We start from the raw sequence: 24,326 nt of genomic DNA, 5'->3' as shown, positions 1-24,326 counted from the left end.
AGCATACTTAGGTTTGCAGGTGACCCCTGTTGCGCGGGATTCCGAGCGCGTCGGTCATTCTGACGAGATCGGCCAATGACTTCGCCCCCATTTTCCGCATGATCTGCCCGCGATAGATCTTCACGGTGATCTCGGCCAATCCAAGTTCGGCGGCGACCTGTTTGTTCATCAGGCCGGATGCAACCAGGGCGAGCACGTCGCGCTCGCGCGCTGTCAGCCCCTCGAAACGGGATCGCACGCCCGAGATCGACTTCTCGGCATCGCGCCGCCTGCGATCCCGTTCGATCGCTGCCTGCACCGCATCCAGCATGTCCTGGTCGCGCACCGGCTTGGTCAGAAAATCGACGGCACCGCTCTTCATGGCTCTCACGGTCATGGGAATATCGCCATGACCGGTGATGAAGATAATGGGCGTGTGAATATTGGCCTTGGCGAGGTCCGCCTGGAGGTCGAGGCCGCTCGATCCTGGCAGACGGATGTCGAGCACGAGGCAACTGGGGACCGCAGGCGGTTGGGCTTCCATGATCTCCGCCGCCGAACTGAAGGCCTCGACCTTAAGGCCGACCGATTGAAAGAGATTGGTCAGCGCGCGGCGCATCGACGGATCATCATCGACGATCCGGACGATCGGGTCACCTGCGCTCGCCTGGGCCTGCTTGGCATTGTCGGTCACGACGTGTCCTTGTGCGGCAAGGGCAGGGCGATCTGGAATGTTGCACCGCTCCCCTCATTTTGAAAGGCCGAAAGCCGGCCCGCGTGAGCCTCGATGATCGATCGGCAGATCGAGAGTCCCATCCCCAGACCGCCCGACTTCGTCGTGAAGAAGGGGGTGAAGATGCGCTCCTTTACGTCTTTGCCGAGGCCGACACCGCGATCCGTCACGGTGAGGAGCAGGCGGTCGTCATCGTCGTCGTCCGTCAGGCTCGAGCGGATCGCCAGTTCGCGCGGGTGGTCGACATTGGCTTGCATGGCTTCGATGCCGTTCATCACTAGGTTGATCAGCACCTGCTGGAGCTGGATCCGGTCGCCGCAAATCCTCGGCAGGTCGGACGCCAACTCCATTCGCACCGACACCCCATGGGTCGCGAGCTCGCGCCGAACGAGCGCCACCGCCTCCCGGACGACTTGGTTGATGTCGAGTGAAACCACTTCGATCTCGGTTTTCTTCGCGAGCGCCCTGATCCGGCGGATCACCTCGCTGGCCCGATTGGCGTCCTCGACAATCCATTCTGCGGAACGGCGCGCGGCCTTCAAGTCGGCGGGTTCGCGATCGAGCCAGGCGATGCAGGCGTCCGCATTGGAGATCACGGCGGCAAGAGGCTGGGTGATTTCGTGGGCAATCGAGGCGGTAAGTTCGCCAAGCGTCGTGACGCGCGTGACATGGGCGAGCTCGGCTTGTGCCTTGCGCAGCGCATCTTCAGCCTGCTCCGCGCGGATCGCCGCCGTTACATCGCTGCTGACGCCTCGATAGCCGAGAAAATGACCGTCCGCGTCATGCAAGGGCTTGCCGCTGGTGCGCACGTAAATTGGAGAGCCGTTGCGATCCCTGCCGCGGTAAACCAGATCGCGGAACGGGAGGTGGGCGTCGAGCGTCGCGCGATGCTGCTCCCACTTTCCGGGCTCGAGCTCGGCATCGGGCGGAATGTCCCACCGCGTCAGGCCGATCAAGGCCGTCGGCGCAGCACTGGCCGGATCGGAGTGTTCCGATATCTTCGTGATACGGTGATCCGGCCCGGTCTCCCAAAACCAGTCCGATGCGGTTTCAGCATAGTCGCGGAATCGCTGCTCGGATGCCTTGAGCTCGTCAAATGCCCTTTGAAGTGCTTCTTTTGCGGCGACCTGCTCGGTGACGTCCACGTGGGTACCGATAATTTCCGTCACTTCGCCGTCGCTGCCGACGACGGGATGTCCCTCGGTATGAACTCGTCGTATCGAGCCGTCCGGGCGCGCAATGCGAAAGTCAATTTCGAAGGGCTTCCTTCGCCGGAGGGCCTGACGTTCCACCTCGATGATCCGCTGGAAATCCTCGGGGAGGATGCGTTCCTGGAAAGCCCGTGCCGGTACATCGATCTGGTTCGGCTCAAATCCGAACAGGCGGTAGAGTTCAGCCGAACGGTATGCAAACTCCTGACGGCGCACATCCCAGGCCCAGCTGCTTGTATGGCTGAGCCGCTGGGCCTCGGCCAGATAGGCCTCGCTGCGACGCAGCCGCTGTTCGGCCTCCTTTGCAACCGTGACATCAGTGACGCCCCCGACAAGCTCGATGCACCCGGATCCGTGTCTCAGCGCGCGCGCCACGGAATGGAGATATTTGATTGATCCATCCGGCATCAGCAGGCGATACTCATGGTCGAAATCCTCTGCTCGTCGGGCGGCCCGATCGAGCGTCCTGCTGACCGCATCGCGATCTTCCGGATGGATGCGCTGGAAGACGAAATCCAAGGTCGGCTTCACCGCCGGGTCGCACTGGAAGATGCGAAAGGTTTGCCTTGACCAGACGATCGCGCCTGTCGCGACGTCCAGGCCGAAGCTGCCGGTGCGGCTCAGTTCCTGCGCCTCTGCGAGGTAGGCTTCGCTCTGCCGCAGCGCATCCTCCGCTTCCTTGCGCTGGGTGATATTTTCGCAGGCGACCAGCACGATCGGCGTTCCATCGCCGCGCAGCATCGCCTTGGCGTTCTCACGGACCCAAAGGACTGAGCCGTCCTTCCGGAACTTGCGAATCTCCCAGGTATGCGACTGGTCCAGGGTTTCCAGGCACAACGCTACGCATCGACGGACGGCGTCGTGGTCCTCCTCGAAGAAGACGTTGAGCACGGACTGGCCAATCAGCTCGGCCGGCGTGTAGCCCAGTTGTGCGGCGCCGAACGTATTGACGTTGAGCACTGTTCCGGCCGGATCGACCATGAAATACATGACCGGATTGTGCTCGAATACCTCACGCCACTGCTTCACGGCGTCGCGTAGATCGGCGGTGTCTTGCTGCGAGTCATCTGCGACCGCGGACGCGTCCTTCTCGCCGTTGCCGAACGATCGAAGCGCGGCAAGGCCGCCGAGCAGGAGTTGTGCTGCCGAATTCCCAAATTTCGCGATCTGGCCAGGCATCATCGCAGGCGTCCCGGCTCGCTGAGGCCAAAGCAAGTAGAGCACTTTGCAACAAGGGGAGCAATTCCTTCCGACTAAAGTGGAATCCGCCCACCGAAACTCGCGGTTGCCGTGCAGCCAGCTGGCTTTGCCTCGTCTAATTGAAGGCGAAGGGCCGGAAAACTACGGGACAAACCTACGTATAGCTCGCGCATTCCTAATCATAGCGCACATTTACCTCCGTACAATTGAGCGGTCCGTTGCGTGCGGACTAATCTCACGACCAATCGAGGGGACGCGATGTGCAAGGCACAAGCCAGCGAATTGCGCGATGTGCTGCTCATAGAACCAAGCTCTGCGTCCGTTGCCCCGAGTTGCCGCATGATTGGCGGGTCGTGATTGAGAGGCCGCATTTTCAGAAAACGAGCGTGGATGGCCGTGCACCAGCGTACGAGCGCAGCCACGATCATGAGAGACAGGAGGAGAGCATGATGTGCGATAGGCCTGAACACTCCGAGCGCGGTCATGATGTAAAGGGCTGCGCTGTCTGCAACGGCAAGTTTGGCCTGATCCGATATTATTCCTGGCGAACGCCGCTGTGCTCCAGAAAGTGTCTCGATCGCTTCAGGGCGCGCCGCGAGCGCGACCGCCGATGGTTGTTTCGATTTCAGGCGGCGTGAATTCCGCAATTCTGAACGGGAGGCTGTGTGCTGAACCGTGCTTGCAAGCTCCTCTTGACGATCGCGCTGTCGCTTCCGTCGATGACCGGCGTGGAGGCCGAGGAGTTTGGACAGGATGGTGCGCATCGTCATCATCCGCCCCAGGATCAGCTCCTGCACGAGAAGTTCTATTCGAACTGGCACATGCCCGACAATCCGGTGCTGAGTTGCTGCAACAGCGCGGATTGCTATCCGACAGAGGTACGGTACGTCGAAGGCAGGATCTACGCACGGCGCCGGGAAGACGGGAAGTACATCCTCATTCCGTCCCAGAAGGTGGAACGAAACAGGGATAATCCCGACGGCCGCAACCATCTTTGCGCCCCGCCGCCGTCCGCGTCTCTGGTCGACACGGTCTACTGCTTCGCGCTCGGAGGTGCCACGTGAGGTTCATACTGGTGAACGGCCGAACCCCTTTCCGCAAGACGTTCTGCCTATGGTGCTGCGAGGAGATCAGCGGCAGCTACTTGCGCGATGTCAGGACGCTGCTGCCCTACTGCGGCTACGAATGCTACGCGCTTCAGCACGAAAGGGCACCGTTGATCGAGGAACGTACGCGCGCGGCATCTTGAGCAGACAGGCGAACGAGACGCATCGGCGGGTACGCCTGCCGGCAGGAGAGGACACGGCATTGCGATTCATGCTCGTCAATCAGGAGCGTCCCTGCCACGGCGCCGTCTGCAGCGCGTGCGCCCGGCCGCTGGGTTCGAGCTACGTCCGGCACGTGTCCAAGCAAGAGCGTTATTGCGACCAGGATTGCTACCGTCGAGATCAGCAGACCGCCATGGAACTGCTGTGGCCCTACCGCAGCTCGCTCGAGGTGATCGCGGTGCTGGCGGCGATCTCGAGCTGGAGCTGGATGATGCAGATGGGCGCGCTCTCGCGCTCGCTGACCGAGGCATATCTGCGCGCCCACGACCTTCTGACCACGGAAGGAGGTGACGGCTAGCTGAACGACGCAGGCCGCGCAGAGTCGTCGGCCGCAGTCACCGCGTCAAGCCCCGCGCCGCGTCCAGCCCCGGCGGTCGCGAGGCTAGGGCGAGGGGGCTGCGGCCGATACCGTTGGTGCCGCGCTCACTTCCTGTGTCGTGACGCGCTGCTCGGATTTCGCGGCGACCATGCCGCTGCTCTCGAACCGCGCGCGGTAGACCAGCACGTTCTCGATCACACGCTGGACGTAATTGCGCGTCTCCGACAGCGGGATGCGCTCGACCCAGTCGACCGGATCGACCTTGGGATCCCTGGGGTCGCCGCGCGCCTGCACCCATTCGCGCACGCGGCCGCGGCCGGCATTGTAGCCGGCGAACGTCATGATCTGGTTGCCGCGATATTCCGACAGCAGCGCGCTGAGCTCGGCCGCCCCCATCTGCGTGTTGTAGACGGGATCGGAGACCATCCTGTCCCAGTCATAGGTCAGGCCGAAGCGCTTTGCGGTGTCGCGGCCCGCTTCCGGCGTCACCTGCATCAGCCCGACCGCGTTGGCAGCCGACCTGTCGCGCTGGTCGAACGAGCTTTCGGTGCGCGCCACCGAATAGATCACGCTGGTCTCGATCGCGGGTGCGACCTGCTTGTGCTCGGGGATGCCGATGGTCGGGAAGGCGTAATGGTCGAGCGCGAGCCCGCGCGCCAGCGCCGACTTGCCCACCTCCAGCATCACGCGGGCATCGTTGCGCTGTCCGGCCAGCTCGCCGAGGCCTTCGAGCGCGGCGACGTCGGTGCTCTCCTTGGCAAGATCCTCGGCGTAGTAGAACACCGTGTCGCGCTCGCCGATGCCATAGAGCATGTCGGCCGCGCGCACGCGCTCGTCCAGGGCTTGCGGGTCGGCTGCGGCGAGCACGGGCGAGGGCGGGCGCAGCTCGATGCGGTCGAGGCCGAGCTTGGCGCGGGCGAGCTGACCGTAATAGGCGGTCGGGTAGCGCGCCGCCGCTTGATAGCTCTGGCGCGCATCGGCCGGCGCCCCCATCGCTTCCGCGGCACGGCCGCGCCAGTAATGGGCGCGCGACAGCGCGAGTGGATTGGCCGAGCCTTCGTCGATCGCGGCGAAGTGCATCATCGCCGTCCTGGGATCGTCGAGATAGCGCAGCGCGATCCAGCCGCACATGAAGTGGTAGTCGACGCGGTAGACCTCCATCGCCGGCACGGCCGCCGCTCGCACCACGTCGTAAGCGGTCTTGAACTTGCCCTGGTCGAGCAGTTTTCGCGCGAGCAAACGGCGCTCGCGCCACCAGGCGTCGGTGTCCTGCGCCGCCATGGCGTCGGGTGCGGCGGCCAAAATCACCTCGGCCGCATCGTCGATGCGGTCCTTCTGGAGATGCCATTGCGCGCGGCACAGCACATAGCCGAGATCGCGGCGCGCCTCGGTCGAAACGTCATCGAGATAGTCCTTGGCCTTGTTGGCCTTGCCGGTGACGGCGGCGCAGGCCTTGACGATCGCGAGCGCATCCTCGCCGAGCCGTTTTGCCGCGCGCCTTGCGCCGGCATAGTCCTTGGCGCCGAGCCGCTTGTCCATGCGGGCGCGGTGGTCGTCCGCGGTGAGGAGATCGCGGAACGCCTCGTAGGAATCTTCCTCGCTGCGCTCCGACAATTCGTCCGTGCGCCAGGCCTCGCGGACGAGCCGCGCGGCCCTGTCGCTGTCGCCTTCAGTGAGCAGCACGCGGGCGAGCGCGAACTTGCCCTTGGCGCTGCTCGGGCGGTCCATGGTGAATTTGTGCACGGTGGCCGCGTCGGTCTTCTCCTGCCACAGCCGCGCCTCGGCGCGCCGGCGCAAAAGCGCGCTGCTCGGCCAGTCAGGATTGGCGGCGAGGAAGGCGGCATAGCGCTTGAAATTCGCGGTACTCTCGGAATGGCGCAGCATGAACCAGTCGGCGAGCTTCTGCCCGGCGGGATCAGCGATGCGGTCGCGCGCCGCGCTCGCGTCATCGGTCTTGCCCTTGCGCGCGAGATCGATCGCGTCCTTCAGCGCGGCGAGGTCGCCGGTCAGCGGCGGCGCTGCCGGCTTGTCTGACGGCTCGTCGTCCTGCTTCTTCGGCTTGCGCTTCGCCTCGGCGTGCTTGCCATGGCGCGATTTCGCCGCGGCGTGGCGCTGCTTGCCGGCTTTCGCCTCATGCGTCTTCTTCGACGCGGACGGTTTGTGACTGCTTTTCGCCGCCAGCTCCGTCGGAAGGAGAGCCAAGGCGGCCACGGCAACGACACACGCGAGCGAGCGTAGGCACTGGTTCATTCCGTGGTCCCCCCTGCGAAACCAGTACAAACCAAAGTCCGCGACGACATGCGGCTCGAGAATCAAAGTGACGCCGAAAACGATGCCACGGCATCGTTTCGCATTTGTCACGCTGTCGCAACAATGCGGCAAAATACGGATGGAAGGCGGGAACTCTTGCAACGGGGAATAGAATAGGCCCTTTAACCTTTGTTAACGAATAAGGCTCCGGCGACGGTTGCGCACGGTCCAGGGCGCCGTGAAGGGCCAGATTGCGCGTATTCCCGGGCTGAAATCCGGTGTATTGAGTTCCCTGACCCGTCCTTTCAGCCTTTGCCCCGCACCTATGCCGATTTTCAACCAGTCGATCCGACGCAAGATCGTCGGCATCGCCCTCGGATTGATCGTCCTGATGCTGGTCACCTCGATCCTGTCGATGGTGATGTCGAGCCAGGTCGGCGTCCTCCTGGACGAGCTGACCAACCGCTACATCCCGGCCTATGGCGATCTGGCGCGCGCCAATATCCGCTCGCTGGAGCGGTCGGTGGCGCTGCGGCGCATGGTCATGATGAAGATGCAGGCGTCCTCGGACGAGGAGGCCTATGCGGCGCGCCTGCGCGAGTTCGAGGAAGCGGACCGCAAGATCGAGGAGGAGGCCGAGGGCGCACGCAAGCTCATCAACGCGATCATCGACGACCCGAGGACGCCGTCCGACAATGCCGCGCTGGCGCGGATCGAGATCCGCATCGAGACTGCCGTCACCGAGCTGCGCCGCGACCTGAACGAGGACCACGCAAAGCTGCTCAAGCAGGTCGACGCCAAGCAGATGGCAGAAGCCCGCGGCACGCTGGAACATATCGACGCCATCCGCGACCAGTTCAATCGGAAGTTCGATGCGATCCGCGCCGACATGCTGACACAGGTCTTCGCTTCGACATCGCAGGTGATGAGCCACCAGCGCCAGGCCATCATCGTGTCGGGCATCGTGACCCTGCTCGCCGCGATCGTCGGATTTGCCTTCGCTCTGCTGGTGTCCGGCGGCATCACGCGGCCGGTGCGGTTGTTGCTGGCCGGCACCCGCGAGGTCGAGGCCGGGCGGTTCGACAAGACCATCGCCGTCTCGACCCAGGACGAGATCGGCGAGCTCGCGGCCGCCTTCAACCGCATGATCGAGCAGTTGCGCCACAACGAGCGCATCCGCGAGACGTTTGGCCGCTACATCGATCCCAAGGTGGTGCAGGGCCTGATCGAACGGCCCGAGGTCGCCATCGACGGCCAGCGCCGGGTGATGACCATCATGTTCTGCGACATGAGCGGCTTCACCTCGATGAGTGAGGGCATGACCCCGCGCGGCCTCGTCAAGGTGATGAACCACTATTTTACGGTGATGTCGGCCCCGATCAGGAGCAATCGCGGCGTCATCGACAAATATATCGGCGATGCCATCATGGCCTATTGGGGCCCGCCCTTCATCGAGGAGGATGAGCCGGCACTCCTTGCCGGCTGTGCCGCCATCGACATGACCGACCAGGTGCCCGCGCTGCAGAAGCAATTGCCCGATCTGCTCGGCATCCGCGCCATGCCCGTGCCCTGCGACCTGCGCATCGGCATCGCCACCGGCGAGGTCCTCACCGGCAGCATCGGCTCCGAGCTGATGATGAGCTTCACCGTGATGGGCGATGCCGTGAACCTCGCTTCGCGGCTCGAGGCCGTCAACAAGGTCTACGGCACCCGCATCCTGATCTCGCAGGCGACGGCGGATGCGGTCGGTGAGCGCCTCGAATTGCGCGAGATCGATCGTCTCGCGGTCGCCGGCCAGAGCGCGCCGCAGGCGATCTTCGAGGTGATGGCGAGGGCCGGCGTGCTCACCGCCGCGCAGGACGGCTTGCGCACGCACTATGCCGAAGGTCTTGCCGCCTATCGCGCCCGCCGCTTCGACGAGGCCCGCGCCGCCTTCAACGCGGCGCTCGAAGCCGTCCCCGGCGACGGTCCCTCGCGCGCGCTGCTCGCCCGCATCGCGCAGTTCGAGGTCAATCCGCCGGACGAGAGGTGGGACGGTGCCTGGCGGCTGGAGCAGAAGTAAGCCGCCGCGGGAAAAATTGTTTCTACTCGATAACGATGTTCGCCGTGACCTATTTCCCAGGCTTAGGTTGATCGTCCTTGAGGCGTTTGATGGGGACACGCCGATGACAGAACTTGAGGACAGGCTGGAACGGTTCGAGACGCTCACGGCCGAATGCGAGCTGATCGCCAAGCTCGCCACCGACAGCACCAAGCGCGAATTCTATCTCAAGCTCGCCGAGCACTATTATCAGCTTGCGCGCGAGACGCGGGCTGCGAGTCGCGACCAGCGCTGCGGCCTGAAGGCGGCTGCAATCCGTTCTTAACATTTGGCACGCATCCTTTGACTTTGATGGGAGCGAGCGTCGCGATTCGCGATGGCTCGCAGTGGGAATGCCGGGACTCGCTGCAATGCAGCGTGTACAATCCCATGCGTCTGCTTGCGGTCCTCATTCTCGCGCTCATGGCGGCGGCCTGCAATCAGGAGCAGGACATCACCGGCTCGACCGCAGCCTGCCCGGTGCGGAACTACAGCTCCTACAACCCCCGCGACATGAACCAATGCGTGGCCGCCTGCAAGGCGTGCGACCATGGCAACACGGTCACCTGCACCACGTCCTGCACGCTCAAGGGCGCGCACTGAGCGGCCAGCGGTTTGCAGAAGCTTGAGGGCCGGGATCGCCGGCCCCTTGGGCATTGAGGGGTTGACGGTGTCGGGGCACCGGAACGATTCACCTGACATAATCATTGGTAGGAGCAGGCAGGACGCGGAGTCGCATGGAATGGGTATGCTCGATCCCGGCCGGTTTCTGGTGTCGTGCTCGCAGTGCGACGCGTGGCCGATGGCGGCCAACGTCAAACGCTCGAGCTGGTCGACGTCCCCGAGCGAGGTCCGCTTCGTGTGTCCGCGCTGTCGCCGCGAGGAGACCGCGATCATCTCCGCCTCGGGCGGATTGACGCCGATCCGGCGCATCGACATCCCGCCGCGCGACGTCACGGTGGCCTGGGCTCAGGCACAGCGCCAGAGAGGGCGGGCGTAGCCGGCCGCTCTATTGCGCGATCCCGTTTCGGAACCCGGGCGATCGTCGGACGTTTCCGCCCCAACATCACGTATCGAGGCCGGGCGAATGATCAGCGCGCATTTCGACACCCGTACACGGATCAACATGAAGCTGGCGCTGGATCGGATTTGCCGCAATCGGCCCAGGGGCGAGGATCATGGGTTCCGCAGGTCGGTCGCCGAGAACATCGTCCGCTGCGCGCTCGCGGGCCGAACCGGCATCGGCCAGCTTGTCGATGCCGGTGAGCGGGCGGTGGTCACGACGCGCGCGGTGCGGAAGCCTGACTGATTGTGTTTGCCTCGCGTTTGCAGCTCATCGTTCAACCGGTCGATTGACTCTCCGTACGGCCGCCTCGTAGATTGATCGGTGACGGTTCTCCGCACGGAGATCAAAAGGGAACGTGGTGCGAGATTGTCCCAATGCCGGGATTGTCCCAACGCCACGGCTGCCCCCGCAACTGTAAGCGGTGAATCTTTCGTCATATGCCACTGGGAATCTCGGTCCTGGGAAGGCGACGTAAGGTAACGACCCGCGAGCCAGGAGACCTGCCGTCAGCCGTGGTCACACGCGAAGATGTCGGTCGGGGAGTACAGGCATTAGCTTCACCGGAGCAATCGATTGCTCCGCCGTAAAGCCTCGTTCGCTGTGACGTGCCACTGACGTCATGCCGAGGTTACAACTGTGTCCCGTATTGTCTCTGCCGCCAGGCGCCTTCGCGCCGGCATCGTTGCTGCCGTTTTCCTCCATGCGATCGATCTCCCCACAGCTTTCGCGCAGCAAGCCGCCGCCGAGCAGCTGCCGCCGGTCGAAGTGACCAGGCCCGACGATCAGAACCGCACACGCGCCAGGGCGATCGGCGATGGCGACACGGCGAGGCTGCGAGCCCCGAGCGGAGCGCCGGCAGGCAATGGCGCCGGCTCGTCCGGCTCCGGCGGCGAGGCGGTCGCCGGCAACGGAGGCATCGTCGGGGCCGCCGCGACCGTCATCACGGCCGCGGATATCGCACATGCGCCCTCGCAGACGCTTGCCGAGATCATCGCGACGCAAGTCCCGGGTGCCCAGATCACGACGCTCTATGGCGGCCAGATCGGCGCGAAGACCAGCGTCGACCTGCGCGGCTTCGGCGCGTTTGCCACTGCCAATTCGCTGGTGCTGATCAACGGGCGGCGGCTGAACGACATCGACATCGCGCAGGTGGACCTCTCCACTGTCCCGCTCAATTCCATTGAGCGTATCGAGATCACGCGCGGCAATGCCGGCGCGGTGCTCTATGGGGACAATGCGGTCGGCGGCGTGATCAACATCATCACCAGGAACGGCGTCGGCGGGCCGCCCGTTGCCGCGCGCATCGAGGCCGGCTTCGGCTCGTTCGACACCAGGCTTGGCAATGTCTCGACGTCGCTCAATTCCGGTCCGTGGTCGACCTCGTTCTACGGCAATGCCGTCAAGACAGACGGCTACCGCGACAACAATCGCCTTGTCCAGGAGAATGGCGTCGGCAACCTGAACTACACGACATCAGACCTGACTGCTTTCGTCACCGTTACCGGCGACAATCAGGAGCTGCGATTGCCGGGCGGCCGCACCGTCGATCCGTCCATCGGCGTCGACGAGCTCGCGACCAACCGACGGGGCACCAGCACACCCTTCAACTACGCCAACCAGCAGGGCTTCAGCGCGACGGCCGGCTTCACGAAGACCCTGGCCAACGGCATCGATCTCATCGTGGACGGCGGTGTGCGCGACAAGAAGCAGCAGAGCGCGTTCTTCTCCGGCCCAGCGCCGGTTCCCGCGTTGTTCACGTCCACCTATGTCGATGCCGATCTGACGACATGGTCGATCACGCCGCGGCTCAGCGTGAAGGGCTTGCTGCTGGGGATGCCGTCGCAACTGCTGACCGGCCTCGATTATTACGATGCGAGCTTTCAGCAGAACCGCGGCGCCGGCCAGGGGCTTGCGCCCTGGCACAATTACGATCTCAGGCAGCAGACGGTTGCGGGCTATTTTCAGCACACATTGGGTGTGGCGCCGACGACGGACGTCTCCTATGGCGTGCGGGTGCAGAGCGTCAGTCTCTCGGCGCGCGATCATTTTGACGTCGCCGCTCCGTTCAACACCGACATCGGCGCGCTCCCGCTCAGGAGCGACGAGACCCAATACGCGCTGCACCTCGGGGGCGAGCATCGCCTCAATGACATCGTCTCGCTGTTCGGCCGCGCTGCGCGCGCATTCCGCACGCCGGATGTCGATGAGCGTGTGTCGTCGGGCCCTTCATTCGACCCCTTCTTCAATCCGCTGCCGCAGACCTTCCGGCTCAAGACCCAGACCTCGCAGGATGTCGAGGGCGGGCTGCGCATCAAGGGAGGCGGGCTGCAATTGCAGAGCAGCCTCTATCTGATGGACCTCGCCAACGAGATCCACTTCAGTCCGATCCTGTTCTACAACACCAACCTCGATCCGACCCGCCGTTACGGCTCGGAGACCAGTCTGTCCTATCGCGTCAACGACTCTCTGCTCCTGCGCTCCGGCATGGCCTATACAAGGGCCGTGTTTCGCGAGGGCGTCTGGGCCGGCAACGACGTGCCGCTGGTGTCGCGCTACACCGCGAGTGCAGGCGTCACTTGGAACATCTGGCAGAACTATGTGGTGCTCGACGCCACCGCGCGCTTCTGGAGCGAGCGGCGCATGGACAATGACCAGGCGGGAACACAGCGGCCGATCCCAGCCAATGGCACGATCGATCTCAAGCTCAGCGGTCAGTACGAGCGCTACTTCTGGTCTTTGAGCGTCAACAACGTGCTGAACGCGCTCTACTACGACTATGCGATCGCAAGCACCTTCACGGACGGCCGCTTCAGTGCCTATCCGCTGCCGGGCCGCACCTATCTGCTCAAGGCCGGCGCCAAATTCTGATCAAGGCTCTGATCGCGACGGGGGCTGTCATAGGCTCCCGAATGGACTAGAATTCGAAAAGAAGGAGATTACTCATGGCTCTCAGCATCCTGCCGCCTCACGCCGACCGTTTCCGGCTCCATCCGGTCGCGCCGCGCCTTGCACCGATGTTCTGCTTTGCGCTGCTGGCGGTGTCATGCGCGCTCGCAAGTCTTGCGCTCGCCTGCGCAACGCCCTTTGCGGCCTTCGCGGTCGTCGCGGCCGCGATGTTGCCGCTGCGGCCGGCACTGCTCGTCGTCAGCGGCGCGTGGCTCGTGAACCAGAGCATCGGCTTCGGCGTGCTGCACTATCCCGTTGCCGGGAGCACGATCGCCTGGGGCTTTGTCATTGGCGCTGCTGCACTCGTCGCGACCGCGGCCTCGTCCGCCGCGCTCCGTGCGCTGGCGCATGGCCGCACGCCCCTGATGCTGGCGATCGCATTCGTCCTCGCCTACGCGGCCTATGAGCTCGTGCTGCTCGCTGCGACGCCGGTCCTCGGCGGAGCGGGCGCCTTCACCGCGGCCATCGTGGCGCGGATTGGACTGACCGGCGCCGTCTGGCTCGCCGGCCTCGTCGCCGCCTGCGAGATCGTCCGCCTGGTCGATCCGTTCGGGCGCAAGGGCGCGATGTCGGCCTGAGCGGCCCTCTGAAAGCCCCGGATGGAGCGCAGCGAAATCCAGGCTACGAGATCTTGCGTTGCCCGACGGGCAAAACACCCCCGCGGTCGGTCAATCCGCTTGCGCAAAAATATTCCACTTTGCCGAAATTCGGAATTGACGTATGTGTCGCCCATCCCGGCTCATCCTTGAGGGGCGATCTTGTGTCGTCACGTTTCGCGAGCCGGGCTTGCGGTGGACGCGGCAGCGTCGGGCGCGAGAGTTAAGGGCAGGGCGGATTGCTCTCCGTGAGCCCGAGACTTCGTGCTGGATGAGCGACGCTGTCAGGTTCGTCTCGCCTGTAAGTTTCCGGCTCCGTCGACAGGGCTGGGAAAACTGCGGCGAAATGGCGGGCCGTGCGTACGGCAAAACCGTGTGGTCCTGGCCGTCGTTGCTACGGTCAAGCTCTTGCGGATGCGGCAGTCGCGTCAACCGGCGCGATGTCGGCGACTTTCGCGAGAGTGAGGGAGGCCAGAACGAACTCGGCTCCCGGGAGAGCACGGCATAAGCCGTCCAACCACTGCGCAGGGAAGGCCGAGTGATTGGCTACACCTGTATGCTGCTGTGCGGTTTCTCTGCGCGTGCTTTCGCGCAGCAGACCGCGGGTGCCGTCGGGCACCCGGCCTTCCCTGCGCCCTCTCGATTGAGAGGGTGGAGCGATCAAGCAAAGCTCGGGCGAAATCCGCCGCGAGGATGCGAAGGCGTGTCTGCGATTTACGATGCGAGTTGGAGGATGACGCCGATGCATCTCGCTCCGTCATTGCGAGCGCAGCGAAGCAATCCAGAATCCGTCAGCGGAAAGACTCTGGACTGCTTCGCTGCGCTCGCCACGACCATGTGGAGAGTGCGTGTCCACTGCCGGGGATGGCGGGCTTGGTGATGTCGACAGCGACTCACTCCAAGGTGTGGTGCGTGATCGGGCGCGTCATACCCGCCTGGAAATCTCAGGTTGTGGATTGTCATCTTCGCGGGGGTATCCCAGTAGGCCGATCCGTGTCTTCCCGGTAACGAATGTGCCATCCACGCAACACTCCTTCCGGATTAAGCCCTCATCGTCAGCCGTTCGCATCACCGCCGCTTTTTAGCCACACCCGAACATGAATAAAATTGCTCGAATGTTTTAGGGGCAGCGGCGGTCCTCGAGGCGAACGGGAAATCCCAAGGTCGATTCAAATCTTGGGTCTGATTTTTCGGGTCTGAAAGGGTTGGCCGGGGAAACTGGTTTGCGATGAACGCAAAGACCAACATCAAGCAGAGGCTGCCGAGCCGTCACGTGACGGAAGGCCCTGCGCGCGCGCCCCATCGCTCCTACTTCTACGCCATGGGTCTGACGACGGAGCAGATCCACCAGCCCTTCGTCGGCGTCGCCTCCTGCTGGAACGAGGCCGCGCCCTGCAACATCGCTTTGATGCGCCAGGCGCAGGCGGTGAAGAAGGGCGTCGCGCATGCCGGCGGCACACCCCGCGAATTCTGCACCATCACCGTGACCGACGGCATCGCCATGGGCCATGACGGCATGCGCTCCTCGCTGCCGTCGCGCGAATGCATCGCCGATTCCGTCGAGCTGACCGTCCGCGGCCATGCCTATGACGCCCTCGTCGGCCTTGCCGGCTGCGACAAGTCGCTGCCGGGCATGATGATGGCGATGGTTCGCCTCAACGTGCCCTCGATCTTCATCTATGGCGGCTCGATCCTGCCCGGCAACTTCCGCGGGCAGCAGGTCACCGTGCAGGACATGTTCGAGGCCGTCGGCAAGCACTCGGTCGGCGCCATGTCGGACGAGGATCTCGACGAGATCGAGCGCGTGGCGTGCCCCTCGGCGGGTGCCTGCGGCGCGCAGTTCACGGCCAACACCATGGCGACCGTCTCGGAAGCCATCGGCCTTGCGCTGCCTTACTCGGCCGGTGCTCCGGCACCGTATGAAATCCGCGACGCCTTCTGCATGACCGCGGGCGAGAAGGTGATGGAGCTGATCGACCAGAACATCCGGCCGCGCGACATCGTCACCCGCAAGGCGCTGGAGAATGCGGCCGCCGTGGTCGCGGCCTCCGGCGGCTCGACCAATGCTGCGCTGCACCTGCCGGCGATCGCGCACGAGTGCGGCATCAAGTTTGACTTATTCGACGTCGCCGAAATCTTCAAAAAGACACCATATGTCGCGGATTTGAAGCCGGGCGGCCGTTATGTCGCCAAAGACATGTTTGAAGTAGGTGGCATCCCGCTTCTGATGAAGACGCTGCTCGACAACGGATTTCTCCACGGCGACTGCATTACGGTCACCGGTCGAACGATCGCCGAAAACCTCAAGAGCGTGAAGTGGAATCCGCACCAGGATGTGGTGCACCCGGCAGACAAGCCGATCACCGTCACCGGTGGTGTGGTGGGTCTGAAGGGCAATTTGGCGCCAGAAGGTGCGATCGTGAAAGTCGCGGGAATGTCCAACCTGAGGTTTACCGGTCCGGCACGCTGCTTCGACCGGGAAGAGGACGCCTTCGAGGCCGTCCAGAACCGCACATACCGCGAAGGCGAAGTCATCGTGATCCGCTACGAGGGCCCCAAGGGCGGCCCCGGCATGCGGGAAATGCTCCAGACCACCGCGGCGCTGACCGGGCAGGGCATGGGCGGCAAGATCGCGCTCATCACTGACGGCCGCTTCTCCGGCGCCACCCGCGGCTTCTGCATCGGCCATGTCGGGCCGGAAGCCGCCATCGGCGGCCCGATCGGGCTGCTCGAGGATGGCGACATCATCGAGATCGACGCGGTCGCCGGCACCCTTAACGTAAAATTGAGCGACCAGGAGCTTGCCCAGCGCAAGACCAAATGGAGCGCTCGCGCGACTAACCACACGACGGGCGCGCTCTGGAAATATGCTCAGCAGGTTGGACCAGCGGTCGGGGGGGCGGTCACCCATCCGGGCGGTGCGCACGAGAAACAGTGCTATGCGGACATCTAGGCGTGCCATTGTTGCGTTTGTGTTAGGGGTCAGTGCGCTGGCCGTGCCGGCGCTCGCCTTCGAGGGCGCGCCGGTCAACCAGAAGGACGCGACCATCCCTGTCGTGACCACCTTGCCGGGGGCCGCGGGTGCGGTGCGCAGCAAGGTGTCGCCGGCGACCCAGGAAACCTCGCTCAGCGCCCTGCAATATGCTGCCGAGGGCGGCCATCCGATCGCGCAGTGGAAACTTGGCCGCATGTACGCCAATGGCGACGGCGTGGCCCAGGACGACGTGCGCGCCTTCGAATATTTCAGCCGGATCGCCAACGCGCATGCGGAGGACAGTCCCTCGGCGCCTCAGGCGCAGATCGTGGCCAATGCCTTCGTCGCGCTCGGCCGCTACTACCTCAGCGGCATCCCGAATTCGAAGATCAAGCCGGACCAGGACCGGGCGCGGGAGATGTTCTCCTATGCGGCCTCCTATTTCGGCAATGCGGACGCGCAGTACGATCTCGCCCGGCTGTATCTGAAGACGCCGGACGCCTCGCGCGAGGATTTCCGCTATGGCGCGCGCTGGCTCGGGCTCGCCGCGCAGAAGGGCCAGCACGAGGCGCAGGCGCTGCTCGGCCAGATGCTGTTCAACGGCGATCGCCTGCCGCGGCAGGCCGCCCGCGGCCTGATGTGGCTGACGCTGGCGCGCGACAGCGCCGGCAGCGAAGAGACCTGGATCAAGGAAAGCTACAATCGCGCCTTCGCGAAAGCCTCGGACGACGACCGCGCCATGTGCCTGCAAATGCTGGAACAGTGGGTGCAGGGCCGCCGGGAGTGATCCCGAAGAGGCGGCGTTACGCCGCCTCGAGATCCAGATCCGCCCATACCGGCACGTGGTCCGACGGCTTCTCCCAAGCCCGCACATAGCTGTCGATGCCGACATTGGCGAGCCGGTCGCTGGCCTGCGGCGACAGCAGCAGGTGGTCGATGCGCAGGCCATGGTTCTTCTGCCAGGCGCCGGCCTGGTAGTCCCAGAAGGTGTAGAGGCCCGGCTCGTCGGTGACGGCCCGCAAGGCATCGGTCAGGCCGAGGCCGAGCAGCGACTGAAAGCTCTCCCGCGTCTCCGTCTTGAACAGGGCGTCCTCGGTCCATGCCGCCGGATTGTGGACGTCGCGGGCATGCGGGATGACGTTGAAGTCACCTGCGAGGATTAGCGGCTCCTCGGTCTTGAGGCGCTCCTTCGAATATTCAAGAAGTCGCGACATCCATTTGAGCTTATAGGGATATTTCTCGGTCCCGACCGGGTTGCCGTTGGGCAGATAGAGGCAGGCGATGCGCAGCACCCCGTGCTTGAGCGTCACCACGCCCTCGAGGAAGCGAGCATGCGCGTCCTCGTCGTCGCCGGCCAGCCCCGACTTGGTCTCGTCGAAGCGGAGCTTCGAGAGCAGGGCGACGCCGTTGAACGTCTTCTGCCCGTGCGTGACCACGTTGTAGCCGAGCGCCTCGATCTCCAGGCGCGGGAAGGCCTCATCGACGCATTTGATCTCCTGGAGGCAGACGATGTCCGGCTGGCACTCCTTCAGCCAGGTCAGGAGCAGGTCGATCCGCTGCCGGACCGAGTTGACGTTCCAGGTGGCTACTCTGATGGGCATTTCGACGGCTCCGGGCAGGGGCACCCGTTAGAACAAAATGCAAACGCCTCCGTCAAGGACGCCGCAAAATCTCCCACAAAATTAACCCGGCTTAAGCGGACCGCAGGCCATTGATACGGAAAAGGTTCCACGGATGGGATGGCGGGTCGAAACTTCACAACAGGCTGAGCCGCGCGACGGACTGGTCGGCGCGTTCCTGTACTGGCTCGGCGGCTTCGAGATCGAGGACGGCCTGACCGCCGATCTCAGCGAGCGCGAGCTGGGCCGGATCCGCGCCAAGCAGATCGACGCGGTGACGCGGCTGATCCCGGTGACAATGGCCGTCACCATGCTCAACGTCGCCATCGTGCTGATCCTGTTTTGGGGCAGGGGCTGGAACGACTTCCTCGCGATCTGGGGCCTGACGCTCGCCGCCACCGCCTCGCTCGCGGTACGTTCGTGGCGGCGGTCGTATCGGAACCCGCCGCAGGAGGCTTCGCCCCGCGCCGCACGGCACATGCTGCGGCAGGCCTTCTTCCTCGCCGCGATCTGGGGCACGCTGCCACTCGCGCTGTTCAGCCACATCGAGCCGACCAGCCAGCTGATCCTGGCCTGCCTGATGGTCGGCATGATGTCCGGCGGCGCCTTCACGCTCTCGACCTTCCCGCGCGCCGGCCTCGTCTATCTCGCCACCATGACGGTCGGCTGCGCCGGCGCGCTGCTATTGTGCGGCGCCGGGCCGTATCTGGTGACCGCGGGGTTCCTGCTGCTGTTCGCGTTCTTCATGGCGCGCAACATCGTCTCGCAAGGCAACCTGTTCCTCGGCAATCTCAAGGCGCAGCTCGAGCTCGAGCGTCAGACCGAGATCATCTCGCTGCTGCTGAAGGATTTCCAGGAGAACGCCAGCGACTGGCTGTGGCAGACCGACGCCGAGGGACACCTGGTCGACGTGCCCGAGCGCTTCGCCGATGTGGCGCAGCTGCCGCTTCCATTGCTGAAGGGCTCGCATTTCGCCGACGTGCTCGACATGCTCTGCCCCGAGGACAAGAGCGCGGCCTACAACATCGTCGGCCTGATGGAACATGCCGAGCCGCTGCACGAAATGAACCTCAAGGTCGTTGCCGGCGGCGAGGCGCGGCTGTGGTCGTTCACGGCGAAGCCGGCCTACGACCGCGACGGCCAGTTCCTCGGCTATCGCGGCTTCGGCCGCGACGTGACCGAGCGCTGGCGCGCGGAAAAGGCCGAGGCCGAGAGCCGCGCCAAGTCCGACTTCCTCGCCGTGATGAGCCATGAGATCCGTACGCCCATGAACGGCGTGCTCGGGCTCGCCAGCATGCTGCTCGAGACCAGGCTCGATCCGGAGCAGCGCGAGGCCGTCGCCACGATCCGCGAGTCCGGCGACAACCTGCAGCGCATCCTCAACGACATCCTCGATCTGTCCAAGCTGGAGGCCGGCCGCTTCGCATTCGAGGCGATCGACTTCGCACCGCATGCGCTGGTCGAGACGGTCGCGACCGTCGTGCGCGCGAGCGCCAAGAGCAAGGGGCTCACGGTCAAGGTCGAGCTCGATCCGAACCTGCCGCCGACGCTGCGCGGCGACGTCGCGCGCATCCGCCAGGTGCTGCTCAACCTCGCGTCCAACGCGGTGAAGTTCACCGACGAAGGCGAGGTGACGATCTCGGCCACCTGCCAGACGCGGCGCGACCTGCTGGCGACCGTCGAATGGACCGTCAAGGACAGCGGCATCGGCATCGCGCCCGAAAAACTCGGCCTGCTCTTCAGCGATTTCGCCCAGGCCGACGCCTCGATCAGCCGCCGCTTCGGCGGCACCGGGCTGGGGCTCGCGATCTCCCGGCGCATCATCGAGCAGATGGGCGGCACGATCGGCGTCACCTCGACGCCGGGCGAGGGCTCGACCTTCCGCTTCACGCTGGTGCTGCCCTGGAGCCAGGCGCCGGCATCCGACCAGGCGGCCGGCCGCGACGAGGCCGACGAGCTCAAGGCGCATATCGCCGAGCTCGACCGACCACTGAAGGTGCTGGTCGCCGAGGACGATGCCGTCAACCGCCTGGTCGTGAGCAAGATGCTCGGTGCCTTCGATGTCGAGCTGCGCGTCGTCACCGACGGCGTCGAGGCCGTCGCGGCGGCCTCGGAGGGGGACTACGATGTCGTTCTGATGGACGTGCGCATGCCCGACATGGACGGCCTTGCCGCAACCCGGGCGATCCGCGCGCAAGGCGGCCGCTTCGAGGCCCTGCCGATCATCGCGCTCACCGCCAACGCCTTCCCCGAAGACGTCAAGATCTGCCGCGAGGCGGGCATGTCGGACTTTTTGGCAAAGCCGCTGCGCAAGCCCGCGCTGGTCGCGGCGTTGCTGCGGGCGCTGAACCACGTGGCATCGGACGACGCGCCGCTTCAGCCGGAGCTGATGCCGGTCGAGGTCGAGTGGACAGAGGAAGAAAGGCAGATCACCGGCGCGTAAGCGCTCAGATCGAGAAGCTGGTCCCGCAGCCGCAGGACGCCGTCGCGTTGGGATTGTTGACGCGGAACGAGGCGCCGATCAGGTCGTCCACGAAATCGACCTGCGATCCCGCCAGGAAAGGCTGGGAGGCGGAATCGACCAGCACCACCGCATTGTCCTGCTCGATCACGAGATCGTCGTCGGTGCGGTCGCGGTCGATGTCGAACTTGTACTGAAAGCCGGAACAGCCGCCGCCCTCGACCGAGATGCGCAGCATCGCGCCTGACCCTTCGCCCTTGAGGATCTCCCCAATCCGGCGTGCGGCCCGGTCACTGATGGTCACGGCAGTCGTCATCTCAGGTCTCCGATCGTCGGTGGCGTCATACCAAGGTTACTCGCCCAATTCATTTGGTATCCCGCGTCCGGCATAGTTAAGTGCCACCATACGCAGAATCAAATGGATAGGGACTAAATTCGCCGTGTCCGTCGGAATGGCAGCCCCCCACGCGCCCTATGCCTGCGACCCCGATCGCAGCCGCGGCCGGCTGGTCGCCGAGCCGCCGAGCCGGACCCGCAGCCCGTTCCGCCGGGATTGCGACCGGGTGATCCACTCAACCGCGTTCCGCCGCCTGAAGTACAAGACCCAGGTGTTCGTGTTCCACGAGGGCGACCACTACCGCACCCGGCTGACCCATTCGCTGGAGGTGGCGCAGATCGCTCGCGCGCTGGCCCGGCAGCTCGGGCTCGACGAGGACCTCACGGAAACCCTGGCGCTCGCGCACGATCTCGGCCATCCGCCGTTCGGGCACGCCGGGGAGCGGGCGCTGGATGCCTGCCTGAAGGAATTTGGCGGCTTCGACCACAACGCCCAGGCCTTGCGCGTCGTCGCGGCGCTGGAGCACCGCTACCCCGAATTCGACGGGCTGAACCTGACCTGGGAGTCGCTGGAGGGAATCGTCAAGCACAACGGCCCTCTGACCGATCGCAGCGGTGCGCCGGTCGGACACTATCGCGAGCATGGCATTCCCGTCGGCATCGCCGACTACATCAAGGTCTACGATCTTGAATTGTGGAGCTTCGCCTCGCTGGAGGCGCAGGTCGCCGCGATCGCCGACGACATCGCCTATGACGCCCACGACATCGACGACGGCCTGCGTGCCGGCCTGTTCGACCTCGACGATCTCAAGGCGATGCCGCTCACAGCTGCGATCATCGCCGAAACCTCAGCGCATTATCCCGATCTCGAAGATGTCAGGCGCGGCGCCGAGCTGGTGCGCGAGCTGATCTCGCATCTGATCGGTGCGGTGTTTGCGGAGGCGCAGAAGAACCTTGCCGCCACCAAGCCGCAATCGGCCCAGGACGTGCGCCAACAGAGCCGGGCGCTGATCGCGTTCCCCGCTGACGTCGCCGAGGAGGAGGCCGCCATCAAGCGCTTCCTCTACCAGCACATGTACCGTCACAAGCGGGTGATGCGGGTGATGGGGGAGGCCAAACAGATCCTGTTCGACCTGTTCGCGAAATACCTGAAATCGCCGGCCGAGCTGCCGCCGGAATGGCTCACGGGGGCGGAGGCGGACAATGAGGGCGACCGGGCCCGGCGGATCGGCAATTTCATTGCCGGAATGACCGACCGTTTCGCCCTGACCGAGCACCAGCGGCTCTTTGACTCGACCCCGGATTTGCGTTAGGCGGCGGCCATGCGCGACACATCCTCATCCCTGCACCTGTTCGCTGACGTGCTCGCACGCGTGCACGCCGCCTGCCGCGCGCTCGCGGCGGATGCCAGCTGGCCCGAGGGCATCGATTTCTCGCGCGTGGTGGTCGAGCCGCCGCGCGATGCCTCCCATGGCGACATGGCGACCAACGCCGCCATGGTGCTTGCGAAAGAGGCAAAGGCGAAGCCCCGCGATCTCGCCGAGCAGATCGCCGAGCGGCTGCGCGCGGACGCGCTGATCGCCAAGGTCGATGTCGCCGGCCCCGGCTTCATCAACCTGACGCTGAAGCCTGCCGCCTGGGCAGAAGCGCTGCGGACGGTGCTGCGCGAGGGCGCCGATTACGGCCGCGTCCGCGGCGGCTCGAAGGTCAATGTCGAATACGTCTCGGCCAATCCGACCGGACCGATGCATGTCGGTCATTGCCGCGGCGCCGTGTTCGGCGACGCGCTCGCGAGCCTGCTCCAGTTCGGCGGCCACGACGTCACCCGCGAATATTACATCAACGATGCCGGCGCCCAGGTCGACGTGCTCGCACGCTCCGCGTTCCTGAGGTATCGCGAGGCGCTCGGCGAGGACATCGGCGCCATCCCGGAAGGCCTCTATCCCGGCGACTATCTGAAGCCGGTCGGGCAGGCGCTGGCGAAGGAACACGGCGACAAGTTGCGCGCGATGACGGAAGCCGAATGGCTTCCGACCGTGCGCGCCAAGGCGATCGCGATGATGATGGACGAGATCAAGGACGATCTCGCCGCCCTCAACATCCGTCACGACGTGTTCTTCTCGGAGCGCTCGCTGATCGAGAGCGGCAACAACAAGGTTGCCGAGACCATCGATTTCCTGAAGGCCAAGGGCGACATCTACGAAGGCCGCCTGCCGCCGCCGAAGGGGGCGCCGGTCGAGGATTGGGAAGATCGCGAGCAGTTGCTGTTCAAGGCGACCGCCTATGGCGACGACGTCGATCGTCCGCTGATCAAGTCGGACAATTCCTATACCTACTTCGCCTCCGACATCGCCTACCACAAGAACAAGTTCGACCGTGGTTTTGCGGAGATGATCGACGTCTGGGGGCGCCGACCATGGCGGCTACATCAAGCGCATGCAGGCGGCGGTGAAGGCGACGACCTCGGGCAAGGGCGCGCTCGACGTCAAGATCGTCCAGCTCGTGAAGCTGCTGCGCAACGGCGAGCCGGTGAAAATGTCGAAGCGGAGCGGGGACTTCGTCACCTTGCGTGAGGTGGTGGATGAAGTCGGCCAGGACGCCGTCCGCTTCATGATGCTCTATCGCAAGAACGACGCGGTGCTCGACTTCGACCTCGCCAAGGTCATGGAACAGTCGCGCGACAACCCGGTGTTCTACGTCCAGTACGGCCACGCCCGCGGTCACTCGATCTTCCGCAACGCACGGGCTGAGGTGTTCCCGGACCTGCCGGATGATACCGCCAAGCGCATCGCCTGGCTCAGTGAGTCGGCGGTGGAGCGGCTGTCGGACCCGGTGGAGCTCGACCTTCTCAAGCGTCTCGCAATTTATCCGCGGATGCTGGAAGCCGCCGCCGCGGCCCATGAGCCGCACCGGATTGCCTTTTATCTCTATGACTTAGCGAGCGAATTTCACGCACTTTGGACGAAGGGGCGCGATTTGCCCTATTTACGCTTCATTATCAATAATGATGCAGATCTTACAAAGGCGCGACTGGCCATGGTCCAGGGCGTCGTCTCGGTCCTGGCATCGGGCCTCGCCATCCTCGGCGTCCATGCCCCGGACGAGATGCGGTAGTTTGGGGCGAACTACTTAAGGGGAATTCGGGGGTAACCGGCAGAAGCCGGACCGCTTAGACTTGGTTGAAAGCCTTGTGGGTCGAAAGCCGTGCCTTGGTCGAGGGGGCGCGCG

General features: G+C 64.6%; 19 protein-coding genes, 1 pseudogene and 1 riboswitch. Of the genes and pseudogenes, 15 read left to right on the top strand and 5 right to left on the bottom strand.

The features are described 5' to 3' along the window. Positions 1-7: 7 nt before the first annotated feature. Together BJA_RS23975 and BJA_RS23970 are read right to left on the bottom strand one after the other, a co-directional pair. Complete coding sequence (locus tag BJA_RS23975) at positions 8-673, bottom strand: response regulator transcription factor (RefSeq protein WP_011087542.1); 666 nt, start codon at positions 671-673, stop codon at positions 8-10. Continuing rightward, entirely contained in the window at positions 670-3,105 is a 2,436-nt protein-coding gene (locus BJA_RS23970; RefSeq protein ID WP_038967234.1) for a PAS domain S-box protein, read from the bottom strand. Before BJA_RS23970 ends, BJA_RS23975 begins: the two co-directional genes overlap by 4 nt. Positions 3,106-3,815: 710 nt before the next feature. Between BJA_RS23970 and BJA_RS23965 the strand changes: the two genes are divergently transcribed. From BJA_RS23965 to BJA_RS43175, 3 genes are all read left to right on the top strand, one after another. Next, positions 3,816-4,187: a hypothetical protein gene (locus BJA_RS23965; protein ID WP_236842062.1), complete on the top strand. Its 372-nt coding sequence runs from the start codon at positions 3,816-3,818 to the stop codon at positions 4,185-4,187. Next, positions 4,184-4,372, top strand: a complete 189-nt coding sequence (locus BJA_RS23960) for a hypothetical protein (protein WP_060912348.1) — start codon at positions 4,184-4,186, stop codon at positions 4,370-4,372. The genes BJA_RS23965 and BJA_RS23960 overlap by 4 nt, the downstream gene beginning before the upstream one ends. 212 nt (positions 4,373-4,584) lie before the next feature. Continuing rightward, the gene (locus BJA_RS43175) at positions 4,585-4,749 is read left to right on the top strand and encodes a hypothetical protein (protein WP_231166487.1); all 165 of its coding nucleotides are present in this window, start codon (positions 4,585-4,587) and stop codon (positions 4,747-4,749) included. A gap of 84 nt (positions 4,750-4,833) precedes the next feature. Here BJA_RS43175 and BJA_RS23950 read toward each other — a convergent pair whose 3' ends face one another. Next, positions 4,834-7,020: a lytic transglycosylase domain-containing protein gene (locus BJA_RS23950; protein WP_038967239.1), complete on the bottom strand. Its 2,187-nt coding sequence runs from the start codon at positions 7,018-7,020 to the stop codon at positions 4,834-4,836. A 325-nt stretch (positions 7,021-7,345) separates the two neighbouring features. On the opposite strand from BJA_RS23950, the gene BJA_RS23945 reads away from it, so the two are divergent. The 9 genes from BJA_RS23945 (at position 7,346) to BJA_RS23905 (ending at position 17,469) form a co-directional block, all read left to right on the top strand. Beyond that, the gene (locus BJA_RS23945) at positions 7,346-9,082 is read left to right on the top strand and encodes an adenylate/guanylate cyclase domain-containing protein (protein WP_038967240.1); all 1,737 of its coding nucleotides are present in this window, start codon (positions 7,346-7,348) and stop codon (positions 9,080-9,082) included. A gap of 103 nt (positions 9,083-9,185) precedes the next feature. Beyond that, positions 9,186-9,386 (top strand): hypothetical protein, encoded by a 201-nt coding sequence (locus BJA_RS23940; protein WP_063921623.1) that lies wholly within the window; start codon positions 9,186-9,188, stop codon positions 9,384-9,386. Between the two features lie 104 nt (positions 9,387-9,490). After that, positions 9,491-9,703 (top strand): hypothetical protein, encoded by a 213-nt coding sequence (locus BJA_RS23935; RefSeq protein WP_028171828.1) that lies wholly within the window; start codon positions 9,491-9,493, stop codon positions 9,701-9,703. A gap of 139 nt (positions 9,704-9,842) precedes the next feature. After that, entirely contained in the window at positions 9,843-10,100 is a 258-nt protein-coding gene (locus BJA_RS23930) for a hypothetical protein (RefSeq protein WP_038967241.1), read from the top strand. An 87-nt stretch (positions 10,101-10,187) separates the two neighbouring features. Then, on the top strand, positions 10,188-10,409 hold the full coding sequence (locus tag BJA_RS23925; RefSeq protein WP_011087535.1) for a hypothetical protein: 222 nt from the start codon (positions 10,188-10,190) through the stop codon (positions 10,407-10,409). A 65-nt stretch (positions 10,410-10,474) separates the two neighbouring features. After that, a riboswitch (cobalamin riboswitch) is annotated at positions 10,475-10,688 on the top strand. Positions 10,689-10,802: 114 nt separating this feature from the next. Then, a complete protein-coding gene (locus tag BJA_RS23920) occupies positions 10,803-13,034 on the top strand; it encodes a TonB-dependent receptor (protein WP_011087534.1) in 2,232 nt (743 codons plus the stop codon). A gap of 74 nt (positions 13,035-13,108) precedes the next feature. Then, a complete protein-coding gene (locus BJA_RS23915) occupies positions 13,109-13,690 on the top strand; it encodes a hypothetical protein (protein WP_011087533.1) in 582 nt (193 codons plus the stop codon). A gap of 1,246 nt (positions 13,691-14,936) precedes the next feature. Next, entirely contained in the window at positions 14,937-16,661 is a 1,725-nt protein-coding gene (gene ilvD / locus BJA_RS23910) for a dihydroxy-acid dehydratase (protein ID WP_011087531.1), read from the top strand. Continuing rightward, positions 16,648-17,469: a tetratricopeptide repeat protein gene (locus BJA_RS23905; protein ID WP_038967247.1), complete on the top strand. Its 822-nt coding sequence runs from the start codon at positions 16,648-16,650 to the stop codon at positions 17,467-17,469. The genes ilvD and BJA_RS23905 overlap by 14 nt, the downstream gene beginning before the upstream one ends. Positions 17,470-17,485: 16 nt before the next feature. Here BJA_RS23905 and xth read toward each other — a convergent pair whose 3' ends face one another. Continuing rightward, complete coding sequence (xth, locus tag BJA_RS23900; protein WP_038967248.1) at positions 17,486-18,283, bottom strand: exodeoxyribonuclease III; 798 nt, start codon at positions 18,281-18,283, stop codon at positions 17,486-17,488. A gap of 133 nt (positions 18,284-18,416) precedes the next feature. On the opposite strand from xth, the gene BJA_RS23895 reads away from it, so the two are divergent. Further along, positions 18,417-20,744: an ATP-binding protein gene (locus BJA_RS23895; protein ID WP_011087528.1), complete on the top strand. Its 2,328-nt coding sequence runs from the start codon at positions 18,417-18,419 to the stop codon at positions 20,742-20,744. Between the two features lie 4 nt (positions 20,745-20,748). On the opposite strand, the gene erpA is transcribed toward BJA_RS23895, so the two are convergent. Beyond that, positions 20,749-21,078, bottom strand: a complete 330-nt coding sequence (erpA, locus tag BJA_RS23890; protein WP_011087527.1) for an iron-sulfur cluster insertion protein ErpA — start codon at positions 21,076-21,078, stop codon at positions 20,749-20,751. 124 nt (positions 21,079-21,202) lie between these two features. Here erpA and BJA_RS23885 point away from each other — a divergent pair, with 124 nt between their 5' ends. Both BJA_RS23885 and argS read left to right on the top strand, forming a co-directional pair. After that, positions 21,203-22,411: a deoxyguanosinetriphosphate triphosphohydrolase gene (locus BJA_RS23885; protein WP_011087526.1), complete on the top strand. Its 1,209-nt coding sequence runs from the start codon at positions 21,203-21,205 to the stop codon at positions 22,409-22,411. 9 nt (positions 22,412-22,420) lie between these two features. Continuing rightward, positions 22,421-24,212, top strand: a pseudogene (argS, locus tag BJA_RS23880) (arginine--tRNA ligase). The last annotated feature ends 114 nt before the right edge of the window (positions 24,213-24,326 follow it).

Origin of the sequence: Bradyrhizobium diazoefficiens USDA 110 (assembly GCF_000011365.1) — a bacterium.
Taxonomy (GTDB): Bacteria; Pseudomonadota; Alphaproteobacteria; order Rhizobiales; family Xanthobacteraceae; genus Bradyrhizobium; species Bradyrhizobium diazoefficiens.
The sequence above is the reverse complement of the archived record's forward strand: the minus strand, read 5'-3'. Positions and strand labels throughout refer to the sequence as shown.

Coding starts and splice junctions, on each gene's coding strand:
- BJA_RS23905 (WP_038967247.1), top strand. CDS start 16,648: ATGCGGACATCTAGGCGTGCCATTGTTGCGTTTGTGTTAGGGGTCAGT.
- BJA_RS23915 (WP_011087533.1), top strand. CDS start 13,109: ATGGCTCTCAGCATCCTGCCGCCTCACGCCGACCGTTTCCGGCTCCAT.
- ilvD (WP_011087531.1), top strand. CDS start 14,937: ATGAACGCAAAGACCAACATCAAGCAGAGGCTGCCGAGCCGTCACGTG.
- BJA_RS23925 (WP_011087535.1), top strand. CDS start 10,188: ATGATCAGCGCGCATTTCGACACCCGTACACGGATCAACATGAAGCTG.
- BJA_RS23945 (WP_038967240.1), top strand. CDS start 7,346: ATGCCGATTTTCAACCAGTCGATCCGACGCAAGATCGTCGGCATCGCC.
- xth (WP_038967248.1), bottom strand. CDS start 18,283: ATGCCCATCAGAGTAGCCACCTGGAACGTCAACTCGGTCCGGCAGCGG.
- BJA_RS23930 (WP_038967241.1), top strand. CDS start 9,843: ATGGGTATGCTCGATCCCGGCCGGTTTCTGGTGTCGTGCTCGCAGTGC.
- BJA_RS43175 (WP_231166487.1), top strand. CDS start 4,585: ATGGAACTGCTGTGGCCCTACCGCAGCTCGCTCGAGGTGATCGCGGTG.
- BJA_RS23940 (WP_063921623.1), top strand. CDS start 9,186: ATGACAGAACTTGAGGACAGGCTGGAACGGTTCGAGACGCTCACGGCC.
- BJA_RS23970 (WP_038967234.1), bottom strand. CDS start 3,105: ATGATGCCTGGCCAGATCGCGAAATTTGGGAATTCGGCAGCACAACTC.
- BJA_RS23950 (WP_038967239.1), bottom strand. CDS start 7,020: ATGAACCAGTGCCTACGCTCGCTCGCGTGTGTCGTTGCCGTGGCCGCC.
- BJA_RS23935 (WP_028171828.1), top strand. CDS start 9,491: ATGCGTCTGCTTGCGGTCCTCATTCTCGCGCTCATGGCGGCGGCCTGC.
- BJA_RS23895 (WP_011087528.1), top strand. CDS start 18,417: ATGGGATGGCGGGTCGAAACTTCACAACAGGCTGAGCCGCGCGACGGA.
- erpA (WP_011087527.1), bottom strand. CDS start 21,078: ATGACGACTGCCGTGACCATCAGTGACCGGGCCGCACGCCGGATTGGG.